Annotated in this window: 14 protein-coding genes; 7 read left to right on the top strand and 7 right to left on the bottom strand. The window is 72.7% G+C overall.

Going from position 1 to position 16,012, the window contains the following annotated elements; genetic code table 11:
- Nucleotides 1-4 precede the first annotated feature (4 nt).
- Nucleotides 5-667, bottom strand: a complete 663-nt coding sequence (locus ABTZ99_RS11175; RefSeq protein ID WP_499610453.1) for a winged helix-turn-helix transcriptional regulator — start codon at nt 665-667, stop codon at nt 5-7.
- A 132-nt stretch (nt 668-799) separates the two neighbouring features.
- Here ABTZ99_RS11175 and ABTZ99_RS11170 point away from each other — a divergent pair, with 132 nt between their 5' ends.
- From ABTZ99_RS11170 to ABTZ99_RS11160, 3 genes are all read left to right on the top strand, one after another.
- Complete coding sequence (locus ABTZ99_RS11170) at nt 800-1,459, top strand: DUF899 domain-containing protein (RefSeq protein ID WP_498778654.1); 660 nt, start codon at nt 800-802, stop codon at nt 1,457-1,459.
- Nucleotides 1,460-1,527: 68 nt separating this feature from the next.
- Nucleotides 1,528-2,970, top strand: coding sequence for a DHA2 family efflux MFS transporter permease subunit (locus tag ABTZ99_RS11165; RefSeq protein WP_498778655.1), 1,443 nt, complete (start codon nt 1,528-1,530; stop codon nt 2,968-2,970).
- Nucleotides 2,971-3,087: 117 nt separating this feature from the next.
- Complete coding sequence (locus tag ABTZ99_RS11160; protein ID WP_498778656.1) at nt 3,088-4,524, top strand: aldehyde dehydrogenase family protein; 1,437 nt, start codon at nt 3,088-3,090, stop codon at nt 4,522-4,524.
- Between the two features lie 185 nt (nt 4,525-4,709).
- Here ABTZ99_RS11160 and ABTZ99_RS11155 read toward each other — a convergent pair whose 3' ends face one another.
- Entirely contained in the window at nt 4,710-5,345 is a 636-nt protein-coding gene (locus ABTZ99_RS11155) for a TetR/AcrR family transcriptional regulator (RefSeq protein WP_499610450.1), read from the bottom strand.
- Between the two features lie 107 nt (nt 5,346-5,452).
- Between ABTZ99_RS11155 and ABTZ99_RS11150 the strand changes: the two genes are divergently transcribed.
- Entirely contained in the window at nt 5,453-6,235 is a 783-nt protein-coding gene (locus tag ABTZ99_RS11150; protein WP_498778658.1) for an SDR family NAD(P)-dependent oxidoreductase, read from the top strand.
- Between the two features lie 6 nt (nt 6,236-6,241).
- On the opposite strand, the gene ABTZ99_RS11145 is transcribed toward ABTZ99_RS11150, so the two are convergent.
- Genes ABTZ99_RS11145 through ABTZ99_RS11130 form a run of 4 tightly spaced genes read right to left on the bottom strand, consistent with a single transcriptional unit; the run spans nt 6,242 to nt 11,587 of the window.
- On the bottom strand, nt 6,242-7,942 hold the full coding sequence (locus tag ABTZ99_RS11145; protein ID WP_499610446.1) for an acyl-CoA dehydrogenase: 1,701 nt from the start codon (nt 7,940-7,942) through the stop codon (nt 6,242-6,244).
- A complete protein-coding gene (locus ABTZ99_RS11140; protein WP_499610443.1) occupies nt 7,939-10,116 on the bottom strand; it encodes a xanthine dehydrogenase family protein molybdopterin-binding subunit in 2,178 nt (725 codons plus the stop codon). The genes ABTZ99_RS11145 and ABTZ99_RS11140 overlap by 4 nt, the downstream gene beginning before the upstream one ends.
- On the bottom strand, nt 10,113-11,108 hold the full coding sequence (locus ABTZ99_RS11135) for an FAD binding domain-containing protein (RefSeq protein WP_498778661.1): 996 nt from the start codon (nt 11,106-11,108) through the stop codon (nt 10,113-10,115). Before ABTZ99_RS11135 ends, ABTZ99_RS11140 begins: the two co-directional genes overlap by 4 nt.
- Nucleotides 11,105-11,587, bottom strand: coding sequence for a (2Fe-2S)-binding protein (locus ABTZ99_RS11130; RefSeq protein ID WP_498778662.1), 483 nt, complete (start codon nt 11,585-11,587; stop codon nt 11,105-11,107). The genes ABTZ99_RS11135 and ABTZ99_RS11130 overlap by 4 nt, the downstream gene beginning before the upstream one ends.
- A 189-nt stretch (nt 11,588-11,776) precedes the next feature.
- On the opposite strand from ABTZ99_RS11130, the gene ABTZ99_RS11125 reads away from it, so the two are divergent.
- The 3 genes from ABTZ99_RS11125 to ABTZ99_RS11115 are packed head-to-tail and all read left to right on the top strand — an operon-like array spanning nt 11,777 to nt 14,438.
- Nucleotides 11,777-12,226 (top strand): GNAT family N-acetyltransferase, encoded by a 450-nt coding sequence (locus ABTZ99_RS11125; protein WP_498778663.1) that lies wholly within the window; start codon nt 11,777-11,779, stop codon nt 12,224-12,226.
- Between the two features lie 38 nt (nt 12,227-12,264).
- Nucleotides 12,265-13,353, top strand: coding sequence for an epoxide hydrolase family protein (locus ABTZ99_RS11120; protein WP_499610438.1), 1,089 nt, complete (start codon nt 12,265-12,267; stop codon nt 13,351-13,353).
- Nucleotides 13,350-14,438, top strand: coding sequence for a winged helix DNA-binding domain-containing protein (locus ABTZ99_RS11115; protein WP_499610436.1), 1,089 nt, complete (start codon nt 13,350-13,352; stop codon nt 14,436-14,438). Before ABTZ99_RS11120 ends, ABTZ99_RS11115 begins: the two co-directional genes overlap by 4 nt.
- Nucleotides 14,439-14,494: 56 nt before the next feature.
- Here the strand turns inward: ABTZ99_RS11115 and rox are convergent, their stop codons facing one another.
- Nucleotides 14,495-15,919 (bottom strand): rifampin monooxygenase, encoded by a 1,425-nt coding sequence (rox, locus tag ABTZ99_RS11110; RefSeq protein ID WP_499610433.1) that lies wholly within the window; start codon nt 15,917-15,919, stop codon nt 14,495-14,497.
- Nucleotides 15,920-16,012: the final 93 nt, after the last annotated feature.

The raw sequence follows: 16,012 nt of genomic DNA, 5'->3' as shown, positions 1-16,012 counted from the left end.
TTGGTCACGCCACGGACACGTCGGTCCCGGAGACGGCGGTCAGCAGGGCGCGGCCGGCGGCCTCGTCACCGCCCAGGACCACCCGCCCGGCGGCGATCGCGGAGGCCGCGTCGTCCTCGCCGGCCATCAGCGCGCCCAGGGTGTTGCTGTCGGTGTCCACGGTGGCGTCCAGCGGGCCCGTCGCCTGGCCGCGGGTCACGCGCACCGCGTCACGGACCGTGACGGTGAACGTGTCCTGGCCCAGGCGGACCTCGAAGACGCCGCCGTCGGGCCCCAGCGAGGTTGGGTCGAGCCCGCCGAGCACCGACAGCATCAGCGAGTCGGCGCGCAGTTCGCCCTCGGGCCGCAGCACGGGCGACCGCGCGCCCCACATGCCCAGCGCGATGACGATGGGCTCCAGTTCGGCGCCCCACTCGGTCAGCTCGTAGACCCGCGAGCCCGCCGGCGGGGGCAGCGTCCGCTTGCGGACCACGCCAGCCGCCAGGAGGGCGTTGAGGCGGGTCGTCAGGACGTTCGGTCCCGCGCCGGTCAGGCCGGTCTGGATGTCGGTGAACCGCTTCGGACCCAGCAGCAGGTCACGGACGATCAGCAGCGCCCACCGCTCACCCAGCACGTCCAACGCGTGCGCGACACCACACCGGTCACCGTACCTGCGCCTGGTTGCCACACGGGCGAGTGTACCCCGTTCACTCCTGAGAGGGAGTGTATCTACTCCTTATTTAGGAGTAGCTGCTACTGTGTCCCCGTCCACGCCTCGCCGGCGTGCGCCAGTCGAAGAAGCCGAACCACAGGAGTGCTCATGAAGCTGCCGCCGATCGTCTCCGCGCGGGAGTGGGAAGCAGCTCGGGAGGAGCTGCTCGTCGAAGAGAAGAAGATGACCCGCGCGCTGGACGCCCTCGCCGCGCGCAGGCGTCGGATGCCGATGGTGGAGTTCGACAAGGACTACGTCTTCGAAGGCGTCGACGGGAAGAAGGACCTCGTCGGGCTGTTCGACGGGCGCCGTCAGCTCATCGTCTACCACTTCATGATGGAGCCGGGTTCGGACCACCGCTGCCCCGGCTGCTCGGCCACCGCCGACAGCACGCCCCACCTGGCGCACCTGCACGCCCGCGACACCACGTACGTGCAGACCTCGCCGGCGCCGGTGTCCCAGTTCGAGCCCTACCGGGTGCGGATGGGCTGGGACATCCCCTGGTACTCGACCATGGGCACCGACTTCGACGCGGACTGCGGCATCCACGGCGGCGCGGGCCTGAGCGTCTTCCTGCGCACCGACGACGACCGCGTGTTCCGCACCTACTTCACCGCGGCCCGGGGCATCGACAACCTCCGCAACGACCTCGTCCTGCTGGACCTGACGCCCTACGGCCGGCAGGAGACGTGGGAGGACTCCCCCGAGGGCTGGCCGCAGACGCCCGCCTACCAGTGGTGGCGGCTCCACGACCAGTACGACGCCTGACCGCAGCACCTGAGAAACGGAGTTCCACATGACGCGCACCGCGTCTTACCACAGCCGGGAGTTACGCCATGAGGTCTGATTCAGCCGCAACGCAGCGCCCGGCCCGCCCGGGCTGGACGCTGGCGCTCGTCGCGGTGTGCGCCTTCCTCACGTCGCTGGACGTGATGGTGGTGGTGACGGCCATCCCGACGATCCGGCAGGACCTGAACGCCAGCCTGGCCGATCTCGAGTGGACCATCAACGCCTACAACCTGGCGTTCGGCTGTCTGATGCTGACCGGTGCGGCGCTGGGCGACCGGTACGGCCGGATGAGGGTCTACGTGGTCGGCCTGGCGGTGTTCACCCTCGCCTCGGCGATGGCCGCCCTGGCGCCGACGGTCGGCATCCTGATCGTCGCCCGCGTCCTGCAGGGCGTGGCGGCCGGCATCGCGATCCCGGTCAGCCTGACGCTGCTGTCCGACGCCTACCCGCCGGAGAAGCGCGGTATGGCGATGGGCATCTGGGGCAGTGTCTCGGGTCTGGCCGTCGCGGCCGGTCCGGTGGTCGGCGGTCTGATCACCGAGGGCCTGTCGTGGCACTGGATCTTCTGGCTGAACGTGCCGTTCGGCATCGCCGCCACCGTGCTGTCCGCGGTGCTGCTGCGGGAGAGCTACGGCCCGCGTCCCAAGCTGGACCTCGTCGGCCTGGCGCTGGCGTCGATCGGTCTGTTCGGGCTGGTGTGGGCCGCGGTCAGGCAGCCCTCGCTGGGCTGGGGCAGCGCGGAGGTCCTGCTGTCGATCATCATCGGCCTGGTGCTGATCGTCGCGTTCGTGGTCTGGGAGAAGCGCGTCGAGCACCCGCTGCTGCCGATGGAGTACTTCCGCATCCGCGGCTTCACCATCGCCAACATCTCGGCGTTCTTCCAGCACTTCGCCCTGATCGGCGCGCTGTTCATGCTGGGGCAGATGTTCCAGGAGGGCCTGGGCAACGGTCCGATGGGCACCGGTCTGCGGCTGCTCGCGTGGACGGCCATGCCGCTGCTGGTCGCCCCGATCGCGGGTGGGTTCGCCGACAAGCTGGGCAACCGGCCGTTCATGATCATCGGCCTGCTGCTCCAGGGCGCCGGCCTCGCGTGGATCGCCGCGGTGGCGGCGCCGGGCACCGGGTACGGCTCGTTCATCGTGCCGCTGATCCTCGGCGGTGTCGGCATCGCGATGTGCCTGCCGACGACGATCAACCTGGTGTTCGCGTCCGTGCCGCAGAACGACGTCGGTGTCGCGTCCGGTGTGAACAGCTCGGTGCGCGAGATCGGCGGCGTGTTCGGCGTCGTGGTCCTCGGCGCGGCGTTCGCCACCTACGGCGGCTACGGTGACGCGTCCACGGCCATGGACGGCTTCCAGGCCGCCTTCGTGGTCGGCGCGATCGCCTCGGTGGTCGGCATGGTCGCCGCGCTGTTCGCGCCGGGCAAGAACCCGTCCGGCCAGGCGGCCCCGGCGGCGGCCGAGCCCGTCGGCGTGGAGACCGCCAAGTAAGCACGACGGTGTGCGGTGGTTCCGCCTCCCGCGGAACCACCGCATTCCCGAAGAAGCTTCCGCCTCCGTCCGTGGGGAGACTGTGCTTCCGATCGCGACGGACTGCGGAGGCGCGGCATGGCGACGAGGGACTCCCTGTACATCGGAGGGGAATGGGTCCCCTCGGGCGGAGGCACGGCGGCGGTGCTCTCCCCCGCCACCGGTGAACCGGTCGGCGCCGCACCCGTGTCGACGACGTCCGATGTGGACGCCGCCGTCGCCGCGGCGCGCCGCGCGCTGCGCTCGCCGGAGTGGGGTGGGCTCACCCCCGAGGAGCGGTCCGAGTCGCTCCTGCGCTTCGCCGACGAGCTGGAGAAGAACGCCCACGACCGCGCCGCGCTGACCAGCGCGCAGAACGGTCTCCCGATCACCGTGGCCACGATGGCCGAGGGTTTCGCGCCGATCAGCATCGTGCGCTACCACGCGGGCCTGGCGGCGAGCACGCCCGTGGAGGACCGCCGGCCGCGCGTCGACGGCGAGGGCGAGACCGTGGTGCGGCGCGAGCCGATCGGCGTGGTGGCCGTCGTCGTCCCGTGGAACTTCCCCCAGCCGCTCGCCATGTTCAAGGTCGCCGCCGCGTTGGCGGCGGGCTGCGCCGTGGTCCTCAAGCCCGCCGAGCAGACACCGCTGGGCGCCTTGGAACTGGCCGCCGCGGCGGATCGCGCCGGTCTGGGCGGCGCGCTGAACGTGGTCACCGGCGGGGCCGACATCGGCCGCCACCTGGTCGCCCACCCCGGGGTGGACCGCGTGGCGTTCACCGGTTCGACGCCCGTCGGCCGCGAGGTGGGCGAGGTGTGCGGGCGGTTGCTGCGCCGGGTGTCCCTGGCGCTGAGCAGCCGTTCGGCGGCCCTCGTCCTGGACGACGCCGACATCACGGCGGTCGGCCGGTCGCTGGGCGGCTCGATCTTCATGACCAACGGCTACACCTGCTACGCGGGCACTCGCGTGCTGGTCCCGGCGCGCCACCACGACGAGCTGGTCGAGGTCCTGGCGGGGGTGGCGTCGTCGTTGACGATCGGCGACCCGCTGGACCAGGCGACCCAGATGGGCCCCATGGTGTCGCAGGCGCACCGCGCCCGCGTGGAGTCCTTCGTGTCGGCGGGCAGGGCGTCCGGCGCGACCCTGGCGGCCGGCGGTTCGCGCCCCGACACCGACCGCGGCTGGTACGTCAGCCCGACGGTGTTCGGCGACGTGGAGGGCTCGTCGCCGATCGCGCGGGACGAGATCCTGGGCCCGGTCCTGACCGTGACCCCGTACCGCTCGCTCGAGGAGGCGGTGGCGATCGCGGAGGATTCGGACTACGGGCTGAGCGGCACCGTCTGGACGTCCGATGTGGACCGCGGCCTGGAGGTGGCGCGGACCGTCCGAACGGGAGCGATGGGCGTCAACTTCGTCGACCTGGACCTGGGCGCGCCGTACGGCGGGTTGTCGGCCAGCGGCCTCGGTTACGACCTGGGCCCGGAGGGTTTCGCGTCGTACTCGACCCTGAAGTCCATCTACCTCCCCCGCCGCTGAGCCCGTCCACTCGGGACGGTCCCGCCACGCGGCGGGACCGTCCTATCACGCGTTTGAGGAACATCGGAACGAAACCACCGCTAAGCACTGATCGTGCTGGTCAGGCGGCTGCTCCTTGTGGCCGGGGAGCCTGTTGGCGCGCCGGCCGGCCCGCTGACCAACGTTCAAGCACGGCACCTGCCGCTTCAGTTGGTGGTGTTCGCGACGCCGTATCTGGCTTCCATCATCAGTACGGCCTCGTCCACGACGTGTGCCGTCGATGCGTCGTCGGGAGACCAGTTCATGAGCAGCATCCGGGGCCAGAAGACGTAGTTGGAGATCATCCCGAGGAACTGGGTCGCGGCCAGCTCCGGGTCGTCCAGCTTCGCCGTTCCCAGGGCGTTCTCGGTGTCGAGATAGCGGCGCACCGAGTCGAAGTAGGGCATCTTGCCGTGCTCGAAGTGGGCCTCGCCCAACTCGGGGAAGCGCGGCAGTTCGGCGATGACGATGCGGAACAGGGCGGCCATGCCGGGCCGGGTGAGGAGGGCGACGTACCGGCGGCCGATGGCCGTCAGGCCCGCCCGCAGGTCGCCCGTCGGTGGGCGGAGGTCGCCTTCGTCCTCGAGCTTCCAGGACTCCGTCACGATCGCGTCGAACAGCGCCGCCTTGGTCGGGAACTGCTTGAACAGGGTCGCCTTCGACACCCCGGCCGCCTCGGCGACCTTGGCCAGTGACGTGCCGGCGTACCCGGCATCGAGGAACAGTCGGGTGGCGGCGTCGATGATGGCTGCCCGCTTCTGCTCGGCGACGCGCCGGTGATAGGTCGAGGGCTCCGTCGTCATGGACCTCATCCTACGCGAGGCGAGTCACTTGACTCACCATCTGTCGCGACCATAGCCTGATGGCGAGGTGAGTCACTCGACTCACCAATGTCAGGGAGGACCGCGTCATGGGACGCTTCGACAAGCAGACCGTTCTCGTCACCGGCGGCACCGGCGGGCAGGGCGCCGGCCACGTCCGGGCCTATCACCAGGAGGGAGCGAACGTCGTCATCGCCGCGCTCTCCGACGGGCCGGGCAAAGAACTCGCCGCCGAACTCGGCTCGCGGGCACTGTTCGTCCGCCTGGACGTCACCGACGAGGACGCCTGGGTCGCGGCGGTCACCGAGACCGAACGCCATTTCGGGCCGATCGCGGTGCTGGTCAACAACGCCGGCGTCCAGAACCCCGCGGCACCGATCGAGGCCGTCGAGCGGCTGGTCTGGGACCGCATCCTCGACGTCAACCTCACCGGCACGTTCCTCGGCATCAAGGCCGTGACCCCGTCACTGCGCCGCAACGGCGGCGGAGTGATCGTCAACATCGCCTCCACGATGGCCCACGTCGGCACCCCGCTCTACGCGCCCTACGTCGCCAGCAAATGGGCGCTGCGCGGGCTCACCAGGACCGCCGCGCTCGAACTGGGCCGGGACGGCATCCGGGTCAACTCCATCCACCCCGGCGTCATCTCCACCCCGTTGATCAACGAGCCGATCGCGGGCCGGCCGCCCATCGCCGACTTCTACTCGCCCGAGCCGTACGCCATCCCGCGGCTGGGAACCCCGGCCGACATCACCGCCCTGCTCCTCTACGTCACCTCGGCCGACGCCTCGTTCGTCACGGGCTCGGAGTTCGTCGCGGACGGCGGACTCCTGCTCGGCCCCGCCCTGCAACCCGACACGACGGCGGCATGACTGCGATCAGGCCGTGTCGGGGAAGTCGCCCAGCAGTCCTTCCGGGACCTCCAGCAGCCGGTCCAGGGCGTCGGTGTGCCGGAGCAGGCGGCGGCAGATCTCGTTGGCGCGTTCGGGCAGCCCGAGCACCTGCTCGGCCGTGAGCAGCCCTCGGGCGAGGTACCAGCCGGCGTGCTCGCCCACCTGCTCGACGCAGTGCAGCTCGTACAGGTCGGCGAGCAGCGGCCGGGACTCCTCGGGGAGCGTCGGGGCGTGCCACTCGGCGTGCAGGATCTCGGCGGCGCCGCGTGCCGCGTGGGTCTCGGCGTAGCGCTGGGCCAGTTCGGTCCGGTCGTTCCAGACGTCGAAGGGGACGGTGCCGTCCACGCGGTCCGCGCGCAGACCGGCGGTGAGCTCGGCGTGCAGCAGCCGTTCCCGGCCGCGCAGCAGCCTGCCCCACTCGTCCGGCGCGGCCTGCTCCTGCGGCGGGAGGTGGTCCGGGTCGGTGGCCATCGCCCAGGCGGCGTCCATCAGGATCAGCCGGTTGTCGCCGCCGGCGGACTGGAAGGCCATCGTCAGCCCCTGGTAGCCGATCAGCCGGTTCTCCGAGAAGAAGCCGACCGCGCCGCTCGCCGACCGGCACCGGTTCACCGCCGCGTCGGCGAGCACGCTGACCGTGACCTTGTTCAACCCCAGCTCGCGCTGCTCGGCGGCGGACAGGCCGGCGCCCGCACCGGCTCCCGGGATCGTCCAGCACCGCTCGGTGTCGCGGCGGGCGATGGCGGTCGCCGCGAGGGCGGCGGCCAGGGCGCCGAACAGCAGGCGTTGCTGGTTGAGGTGGTCGATGGCGGCGACGTTGCCGGCCAGCCGGTCGAGGGTGCGGCGGCGACGGGCGCGGGTCAGCGCGAGCGAGGAGCTCGCGCGGGCCACCGCCGCCAGCCCGGCGGTGATGGCGCCCCAGCCGAACCGGCCCATGCTCATGCTGCGGCGGCTGCGGGCCTCGGGCCCGCCCAGCGGGTCGTGGAACGAGCCGTCCTCGGCGATGGTCGCGCCGTCGGCGAGCCACCGCCGGTACGGCACCCGGACCCGGTCGAACCGGACGGTCGCGTAGTCCAGGGGCAGCAGCGCGGTCGGTGGCCGCGGCTCGATCGTGACGCCGGGGCACGGGCCGTCCTCGTCGCGCAGGGCGACGAGGAACAGCGCGGTCCCCCGGTCCGTGCCGTCGACCAGGAGCCTCGCGCTGACCACGGCGAGCCGGGCGATGCCGGCCGCGCCGGCGGTGGCGGGGTACTTCGCCGCCTCCGCGACCGGGGTGGACAGGACGAACTCGCGGGTGGCCGGGTCGTAGACCGCCTGGGTGTGGGTGCGGGAGTTGCTGTTGCCGTGGCCGAGCTCGGCCAGCAGCGCGCCGCCGATCCACCGGCCCGAGGCGAGCTCGGCCACGTCCGCCTGGTCCGCGCCCTGGTCCAGGGCGGCGCCCATGGCCATGCAGTGGTGCAGGAACATCGCGAAGAACAGGCTCGGGTCGGCCATCGCGGACAGTTCCAGCAGGGTGCGCAGCCGGGCGTGGTCGGCCAGCAGCGGCGTGTCGTCGCCCCGCTCGGCGTGCAGGCGACGCAGCCGCAGGTACGGCGAGGCCAGGTCCCCGGCGGGCGGCGACGGGGTCGGCGACGGGTCGGCGACCAGCGCGGCGAGGTCGCGGTCGGAGCGTTCGGGGACGCCGGTCACAGCAGCTTGTCCAGGGTGATCGGGAGGTCGCGGACGCGCTTGCCGGTGGCGTGGCGCACGGCGTTCGCCACCGCGGCGGCGGCGCCGGTGATGCCCACCTCGCCCGCGCCGCGGATGCCGAAGGGCATGGTCGGGTCCGGTTCGTCCAGGAAGGACACGTCGATCGGCGGGACGTCGGCGTGCACGGGGACGTGGTACTCGGCCAGGCTGGGGTTCATGATCCGCCCGGTGCGCGGGTCGACGAGCGCCTGCTCGGACAGGGCCATGCCCAGCCCCATCACGATCCCGCCGCGCAGCTGGCTGCCCGCCGTCTTCGGGTTGACCACGGTGCCGATGTCGAACACGCCGACCCACCGCGACACCCGCACCTCGCAGGTCTCCGGGTCGACCCGCACCTCGCAGAAGTGCGCGCCCGTGGCCGCCCTCACCAGGTGCTGGTCGCGCATCATCATCGCCATGAACCGCTCGGAGCCGGTCATGCGGCCGGCCGGGGTCTCCGGTCCGACGGCGGCCTCGACGTGCGGCACGCCGGCGTTGCGGATGATCTCGGCGGGGCTGTCGCCGCCGGTCCGCTCGGCCAGGGCGCTCAGCGACCGCTTGATCTCCGCGGTCGCCTCCAGCACCGCGCCGGCGATGCTCGCGGTCTGGATGGACACGTTCGCGCCCGGCGACGGCGGCAGCGCCGAGTCGCCGTACTCCACCCGGACGGCGTCGACCGGCACGCCGAGCGCGTCGGCCGCGACCTGGGCCTGCGCGGTCGCCGCGCCCATGCCCATCTCCTGGAAGCCGCAGCGCAGCAGCACGGTCCCGTCGGCCGACAGCCGCACCGTCACGTCCGCCGGGAACTGGTACGACGGGTGGTAGGCGGACGCCACACCGGTGCCGACCAGCCACCGCCCGTCCCGCGTCGTGCCCGGCCGCGGGCTCCGCTCGTGCCAGCCGAACCGGGCCGCGCCCCGCGCGTAGACCTCGCGTTGCCGCCGGCGGGCGAACTCCCTGCCGTCCAGCGGGTTCACGTCCGGTTCGTTGCGCATCCGCAGCTCGACCGGGTCCACGTCCAGCTCGTAGGCGAGTTCGTCGATCGCGGACTCCAGCGCGAACGAGCCGATCGCCGCGCCCGGCGCCCGCATGAAGGCGTTCGACACCAGGTCCACCTGCACCAGGAGCTGGCGGGTGAGGAGGTTGTCGGCGGCGTAGGCGTGCCGGGACTGCTCGGTGATCTGCTCGGGGATGCCGCCGACGTGGCCGATGCGGCTGGTGCTCGTGTGCACCAGCGAGGTCAGCCTGCCGTCCCGGGTCGCGCCGAGGGCGACCCGCTGGATCGACGGAGTCCGGCCGCCCACGGTGCGGTACACCCCTTCGCGGGTGAGCGCCAGCCGGACCGGCCGGCCGGTCGCGCGCGCCGCCAGCGCGGCGAGGACGGTGCCGGGCCAGATCGAGCCCTTGCCGCCGAACGCGCCGCCGACGAAGGGCGCGAGCACCCGCACGTTCTCGGTGGGGACGCCGAAGCTGACCGCGAGGTGGGTGCGGAACCAGTCGATCGACTGCGTGGAGTCGTGCACGGTCAGCCGGTCGCCGTCCCACACCGCGGTCGTGGCGTGGGGTTCGATGGCGTTGTGCTGGTGCTGCGGGGTGGTGAACCGCAGGTCCACCGCGACCGGCGCGACCGCCAGCGCCGCCTCCGCGTCGCCCTTGCCCGCCTCGCCCTGCGTCAGCGGGCTGTCGGGTTGCGGCCACGCGCCCGGCTCCGCCGCCGCGAAGTCCACGGCGGCGTCGGAGGTCTCGTACTCGACGCGGACGAGGGCGGCGGCCTCCTGCGCGGCGGCCAGGGTCTCCGCGACGACGACCGCGATCGGCTCCCCGTCCCAGTGCACCTCGTCGGTTCCCAGGTAGCGGACGAAGGTGCCGGTGAACAGCGTGTTGAAGTCGAGGGGGTTGATCTCGGGCGGCGGTTGCAGCGGCGGCGCGTTCCGGTGGGTGAGCACGGCCACCACGCCGGGCACCGCGGTCGCCGCGGCGGTGTCCAGGGCGGTGATCCGGCCCCGGGCGATCGTCGCGTGCACGAGCGCGGCGTGCGTGAGGCCGGGGTGGGAGTGCTCGGCGGCGAACCGGGCGGCGCCCGTCGTCTTGGCGTCGCCGTCGACGCGGTCGAGCGGTTGTCCGATGACGGTCATGCCGCGCTCCCGCCGGTGAGCAGTCGCCGCAGCGTTGTCACGACGGTGCGCCGCGCGAGTTCGACCTTGAAGGCGTTCTGGGCGGTGGCGGTGGCCGAACGCAGCTCCACGTCGGCCGCCAGTCGGAACGACTCGTCGGTGGCGGGGCGGCCGAGCAGCGTGCGCTCGGCCTCGGTGGCACGCCAGGGTTTCGTGCCCACGCCGCCGAGCGCGAGCCGGACCTCGGTGACCACGCCGTCCTCCACCCGCAGCGCCGCGGCGACCGAGACGAGGGCGAACGCGAAGGCCGCCCGGTCGCGCACCTTGCGGTAGCGCGAGTTCGCCGCGACGGGCGCGGGCGGCAGCTCGACGGCCGTGATCAGCTCGTCCGCGGCGAGCGCCGTCTCGACGTGCGGCGCGTCGCCGGGCACGCGGTGGAACTCGGCGATCGGGATGCGCCGCGTGCCGCGCGTGCTCTGCACCTCGACGGTCGCGTCGAGCAGCACCAGCGCGACGGCCATGTCCGAGGGGTGGGTCGCGATGCAGTGCTCGCTCACGCCGAGCACGGCGCTGCCCCGGGAGAACCCGCCGATCGCGTCGCAGCCGCTGCCGGGGGCGCGCTTGTTGCACCGCGCGGCCTCGTCGTAGAAGTACAGGCACCGGGTGCGTTGCAGCAGGTTGCCGCCGACCGTGGCCATGTTCCGCAGCTGCGGGGACGCCCCGTTGAGAATCGCCTGCGCCAGCACGGGATAGCGGGTCCACACCAGCGGGTCGGCGGCGACGCCGCTGTTGGTCGTGAGCGCGCCGATGCGCAGTCCGCCGTCGGGCAGTTCCTCGACGCCGGACATCGGCAGCCGGCTGATGTCCACCACGGTGTCGGGCTGCTCGATCCGCTCGCGCATGAGGTCGACCAGGTTCGTGCCGCCGGCGAGGAACTTCACGCGGTCCCCGTCCGCGACCGCCCGCAACGCGGTGGCCGTGTCCGGCGCGGCGACGTAGGCGAACGACTTCATTCCGCGACCTCGCGGATCGCCGCGACGATGCCGTTGTAGGCGCCGCACCGGCACAGGTTGCCGCTCATCCGCTCCCGGACCTCCTCGTCGGACAGCTCCGCGCCGGGCAGCTCGTCGGTGACCGCGCTGGGCATGCCGTTCTTGTGCTCGTCGAGCATCCCGATCGCCGAGCAGATCTGGCCGGGCGTGCAGTAGCCGCACTGGAGCCCGTCGGCCCGCACGAACGCCCGCTGCAACGGGTGGTCGACGCCTTCGATGGTGGTGATCTCCCGGCCCGCGTACTGCACCGCGAGCGCGAGGCACGAGTTGATCCGCTCGCCGTCGGACAGCACCGTGCACGCGCCGCACGCGCCCTGGTCGCAGCCCTTCTTCGTGCCGGTCAGCCCGAGGTGGTCGCGCAGCGCGTCGAGCAGGCTCACGTGTGGCTGGATGTCCAGCCGGTGCTCGGATCCGTTGATCCGCAGCGCGATCTCGACCATTTCTTCCCCTCCGGGCCGCTCGTCGCCCGAAGCTAGTTCGCGGCGCCTGAGGGGGTCTACTCGCAGCTTGCGCAATCCGGGAGTAGCCCCCGGGCGACCAGAGCGCCGCCGCCGGCCGCCGAACACGGCGTTCCGCGGCCGATCGGACCGGGTAACCGGCGGATCACCTCGTGGGAAAGGATGACCCGCATGATCGTTCCCCTGGACCTCGCCGACGACGAGACGGCGAAGGCGGTGCACCGGATCGCGACGCTGTCGTACGCGGTCGAGGCTGAGTTGATCGGCAGCACGGCGATACCCGGGCTGCACGACTCGGTGGAGGACATCCGGAGACTGCCGCTGCGGTGGCTGGGCGGGTACGTCGACAACGACCTGGTGGCGTTCGTCGGCTACGCGAAGGTCGACGGCGTGCTGGACATCGACCGGCTGTGCGTGGCGCCGAGCCACTTCCGGCTCGGGTTCGCCAGGCGGCTGGTGGAGCAGGTGCTGGCCGAGGGCGGGCCGGCGATCGTGTCGACGGGTGCGGCGAACGCGCCCGCCATCGCGTTGTACGAGGGGCTGGGGTTCCGGTTGGTCGACACGGTGGTGGTCGAGGGCGGGTTGCGGATCGCCCAGTTCGGGCATCCGGGGTCGATCTAGGACGGATCCTGTCCTACCCGGGTCCTAGGGTCGGTGGTGTGACCGAGATCGAAGAGTTCCGCATCGCCCTCCCGCAGGCCGACCTGGACGACCTCGCCGACCGCCTCGCCCGCGCCCGCTGGGTGCGGCCGCTGCCCGGCGAGGGGTGGGAGCGCGGCGTGCCGGTGGACTACCTGCGGGACCTGGCCGAGTACTGGCGCACGGGGTTCGACTGGCGCGCGCACGAGGCGCGGCTGAACGCCTTCCCGCAGTTCACCACCGAGGTCGACGGGCTGGACGTGCACTTCCTGCACGTCCGCAGCGACAACCCCGACGCGTTGCCGCTGCTGCTGGTGCACGGGTGGCCGAACACGTTCGTCGAGTTCGTGGACGCGTTGGCGCACTTGCGGGACTTCCACGTGGTGGTGCCGAGCATCCCGGGCTTCGGGTTCTCCGGGAAGCCGACCGGTCCGTTCGACGTCGCCCGCGCGGGCCGGATGTTCGCCGGGCTGATGGCGCGGCTGGGGTACGGGCGGTACGGGGTGCAGGGAGGTGACCTCGGCGCCTACCTCGCGCCCGAGGTGGCGAAGGCCGCGCCGGAGCACGTGGTCGGCGTGTTCGTCAACGGCGGTCTGGGGTTCCCGACCGAGGCGGACCTGCCGACGTTGACCGAGGACGAGCGCGAGTTCTACTGGCAGGTGCAGGGTTGGGCCCGCGCCGGGGTGGACCACCACGCGTTGCTGCGCGCCGCGCCGCAGACCTTCGCGCTGGGCTGGCACGACTCGCCGGTGGCGCTGCTGGCGTGGTTGATGCAGAAGTTCCGGGAGTTCACCATCGCGGTCGACTCGCCGGAGCAGGCGATCGACCGCGACCTGCTGCTGGTCAACGCCACGCTGTACTGGCTGACCGGCACGGCGGGGTCGTCGTCGTGGTTCATGTACGACAACGAGCGGTTCGGGTGGCCGGAAGGGCAGAAGCTGGTGCCGACGGGCGTCTACAGCGGTCCGCCCGCGATCCGGCGGCTGGCCGAGCGGCACAACGACATCGTGCACTGGCCGCAGGCCAAGCCGGGCGGGCACTTCGTGGCGCTGGAGGTGCCCGGGGCGTTCGCGGCCGAGGTGCGCGCGTTCTTCGGGAAGGTGCGGTGAACCGCGTGCTCGGCCGGCGGTTGCGCCGGCACTCGCTGCTGGCGCGGTCGGCCGACCCGGTTGAGGTGGTGCGGGCGATGTGCGGCGCGCACGCCCAGGTGATGTCGGCGGCGGAGTTGTCGATCGGGCTCCGCACGACGCTGACCCGGCAGCAGGTGCGGGACGCGGTGTGGGTGGACCGGACGTTGGTGAAGACGCGCGGGCCGCGCGGCACGGTGCACCTGCTGCCCGCCGCGGACCTGCCGATGTGGACGGGCGCGCTGGCGGAGCTGCCGCAACGGCTGAAGCTGCTGACCGAGGAGCAGACGGCCGAGGTGGTGGCGGCGATCGCGGACGCGTTGCGCGACGACGAGCTGACCGGTGACGAGCTGACGGAGAGGGTGGTCGCGCGCACCGGCGCGTGGGCGGGCGACCGGGTGATGGAGGCGTTCGGCGGGACGCCGTGGCCGCGGTGGGTGGAGGCGATGGGCGTGGCGTCGAACCTCGGCGCGATGTGCTTCGCGCCGAACAAGGGCCGCAAGGCCGCCTACACGAGCCCGCAGCGGTGGCTGCCGGGTTTCGCGCCGGCCGCGAACGGCGCGGTCGAGCTGCTGCACGCCTACCTGCGGTCCTACGGGCCGGCCACGCCGGCGCACTTCGCGAAGTGGCTGGCCGCGCCCAAGCGGTGGGTGGACGAGCTGTTCGAGCGGGCCGACCTGGAGCAGGCGGACGGCGGGTGGGTGGTGCGCGGCGACACGTCGTGGCCGGACGAGCCGCCGGCCGGGGTGCGGCTGCTCCCCTACTTCGACGCCTACGTGGTGGGCAGCCACCCGCGTGAGGTGGTGTTCCCGGGTCGGGCGTCCGAGCGGGCGCTGTCGGGCGGGCAGGCGGGGAACTTCCCGGTGCTGCTGGTGGACGGCGTGGTGGCCGGGGTGTGGCACCAGAAGCGGTCGGGTCGGCGGATCGCGGTCACGGTCGAGCCGTTCGCGCCGCTGTCGCCCGCGCACTCGGCCGAGCTGGACCGCGAGGTGGCGTGGGTCGGCGAGTTCCTGGAGGGGCGGCCGGAGCTGACCGTCGGCACGGTGTCGGTCGGCGGGCACGCCTGACCGGACGCCGGGCGGGCCACCTCGCACAGGCGAGGGCCTGCCCGACGTCCGGGTGCTCAGGCGGCGGCGCCGAACCACGTGGGCAGGTGCCCGACCAGGTCGTCCTGGTCCTCGCCGACCCACGCCACGTGCCCGTCCGGTCGCAGCAGCACGGCGGGCGCGTCGAGTTCCTCGCTGACGTCGACGACGTGGTCGACGCGGTCCGCCCAGCCCGCGACGGAGAGCCGGCCGGTCTGGTCGAGCAGCAGGCCGCGGCCCTCGTGCATCAACCCGTACAGGCGCCCGTCCTCGAGCCGCACGTCGCGCAGGCGTCGGCCGAGCAGCTCGTGCCCCTCGCCGAAGTCGTAGCGGATCGCGGTCGCGGTGATCTTCTCGGTCAGGTGGCGGTTCACCTCGTCGAAGTCCATCAGCTCCGCCACCAGCCGGCGCACCGCCCGTGCCCCCGGTTCGAGGGACATCAGCTGCATCTGCGCGCGCGTGTTGTCCAGCACCGCGGCCGCCACCGGGTGCCGTTCGGCGTGGTAGCTGTCCAGCAGGCCCTCCGGAGCCCAGCCGTCGACCTCCGCGGCCAGCTTCCAGCCCAGGTTGAACGCGTCCTGCAGGCCCAGGTTGAGGCCCTGACCGCCGACCGGCGGGTGGACGTGCGCGGCGTCGCCCGCCAGCAGGACCCGGCCGGTCCGGTAGCGCTCGGCCTGCCGGGTGGCGTCGCCGAAGCGGGAGAGCCACCGCGGCGAGCGCACGCCGAAGTCGGTGCCGGCGACCACCCGCAGCCGGTGCTTGAACTCCTCCAGGGTCGGCGGGACCGTGCGGTCCTCGGCCACCCCTTCGGCGGGCACGACGACGCGGTGCGTCCCGTCCCCCAGCGGCATGAGGCCGAACCGGGTCTGGGTCTTGCGGACCTCCGCCATCACGGCGGCCACCGTCTCCGGTGACGCGGTCACCTCCATCTCGCCCAGCAGCGTCTCGACCCTGCTCGGCTCGCCGGGGAAGTCCACGCCGAGCAGCTTGCGCACCGTGCTGCGGCCGCCGTCGCAGCCGACGAGGTAGCGCGTGCGCAGCCGGGCGCCGTCCGCCAGCTCGACGGTCACGCCGTCGTCGTCCTGGCTCAACCCGACCACTTCGCCGCCGCGTCGGATCTCCGCGCCCAGTTCGGTGGCGCGTTCGGCGAGCAGGCGGTCGGTGACCGGCTGCGGGATGCCGAGGACGTACGGGTGGGCGGTGTCGAGCCCCTGCGGCGGCGGCTTGGGGATGCCGGCGAAGAACCCGCCGATCGGGTGCTGCTGCCCGAGGGGCAGGAACCGCTCCAGCAGACCGCGCTGGTCCATCACCTCCACGCTGCGGGCGTGCAGGCCGAGCGCCCGGACGACCTTCGTCGGCTCGGGCTCCTTGTCCAGCACGAGCACGTGCACGTCGTGCAGCCGCAGTTCGCCGGCCAGCATCAGGCCGGTCGGTCCGCCGCCCACGACGATCACGTCGATCATGAAACCCCCTGTTTCCCCACCCGGGTCGCCTGTCGGCCGGCCGTTCCACCGCTCGTGGAACCTCCGCGTTTCCGCAGGTCCCGGCTTCGAGGG

This window comes from Actinosynnema sp. NPDC002837 (assembly GCF_040295345.1).
In the GTDB taxonomy this organism is placed as follows: Bacteria; Actinomycetota; Actinomycetes; order Mycobacteriales; family Pseudonocardiaceae; genus Actinosynnema.
This window is presented reverse-complemented; position numbering and strand designations above follow the sequence as displayed.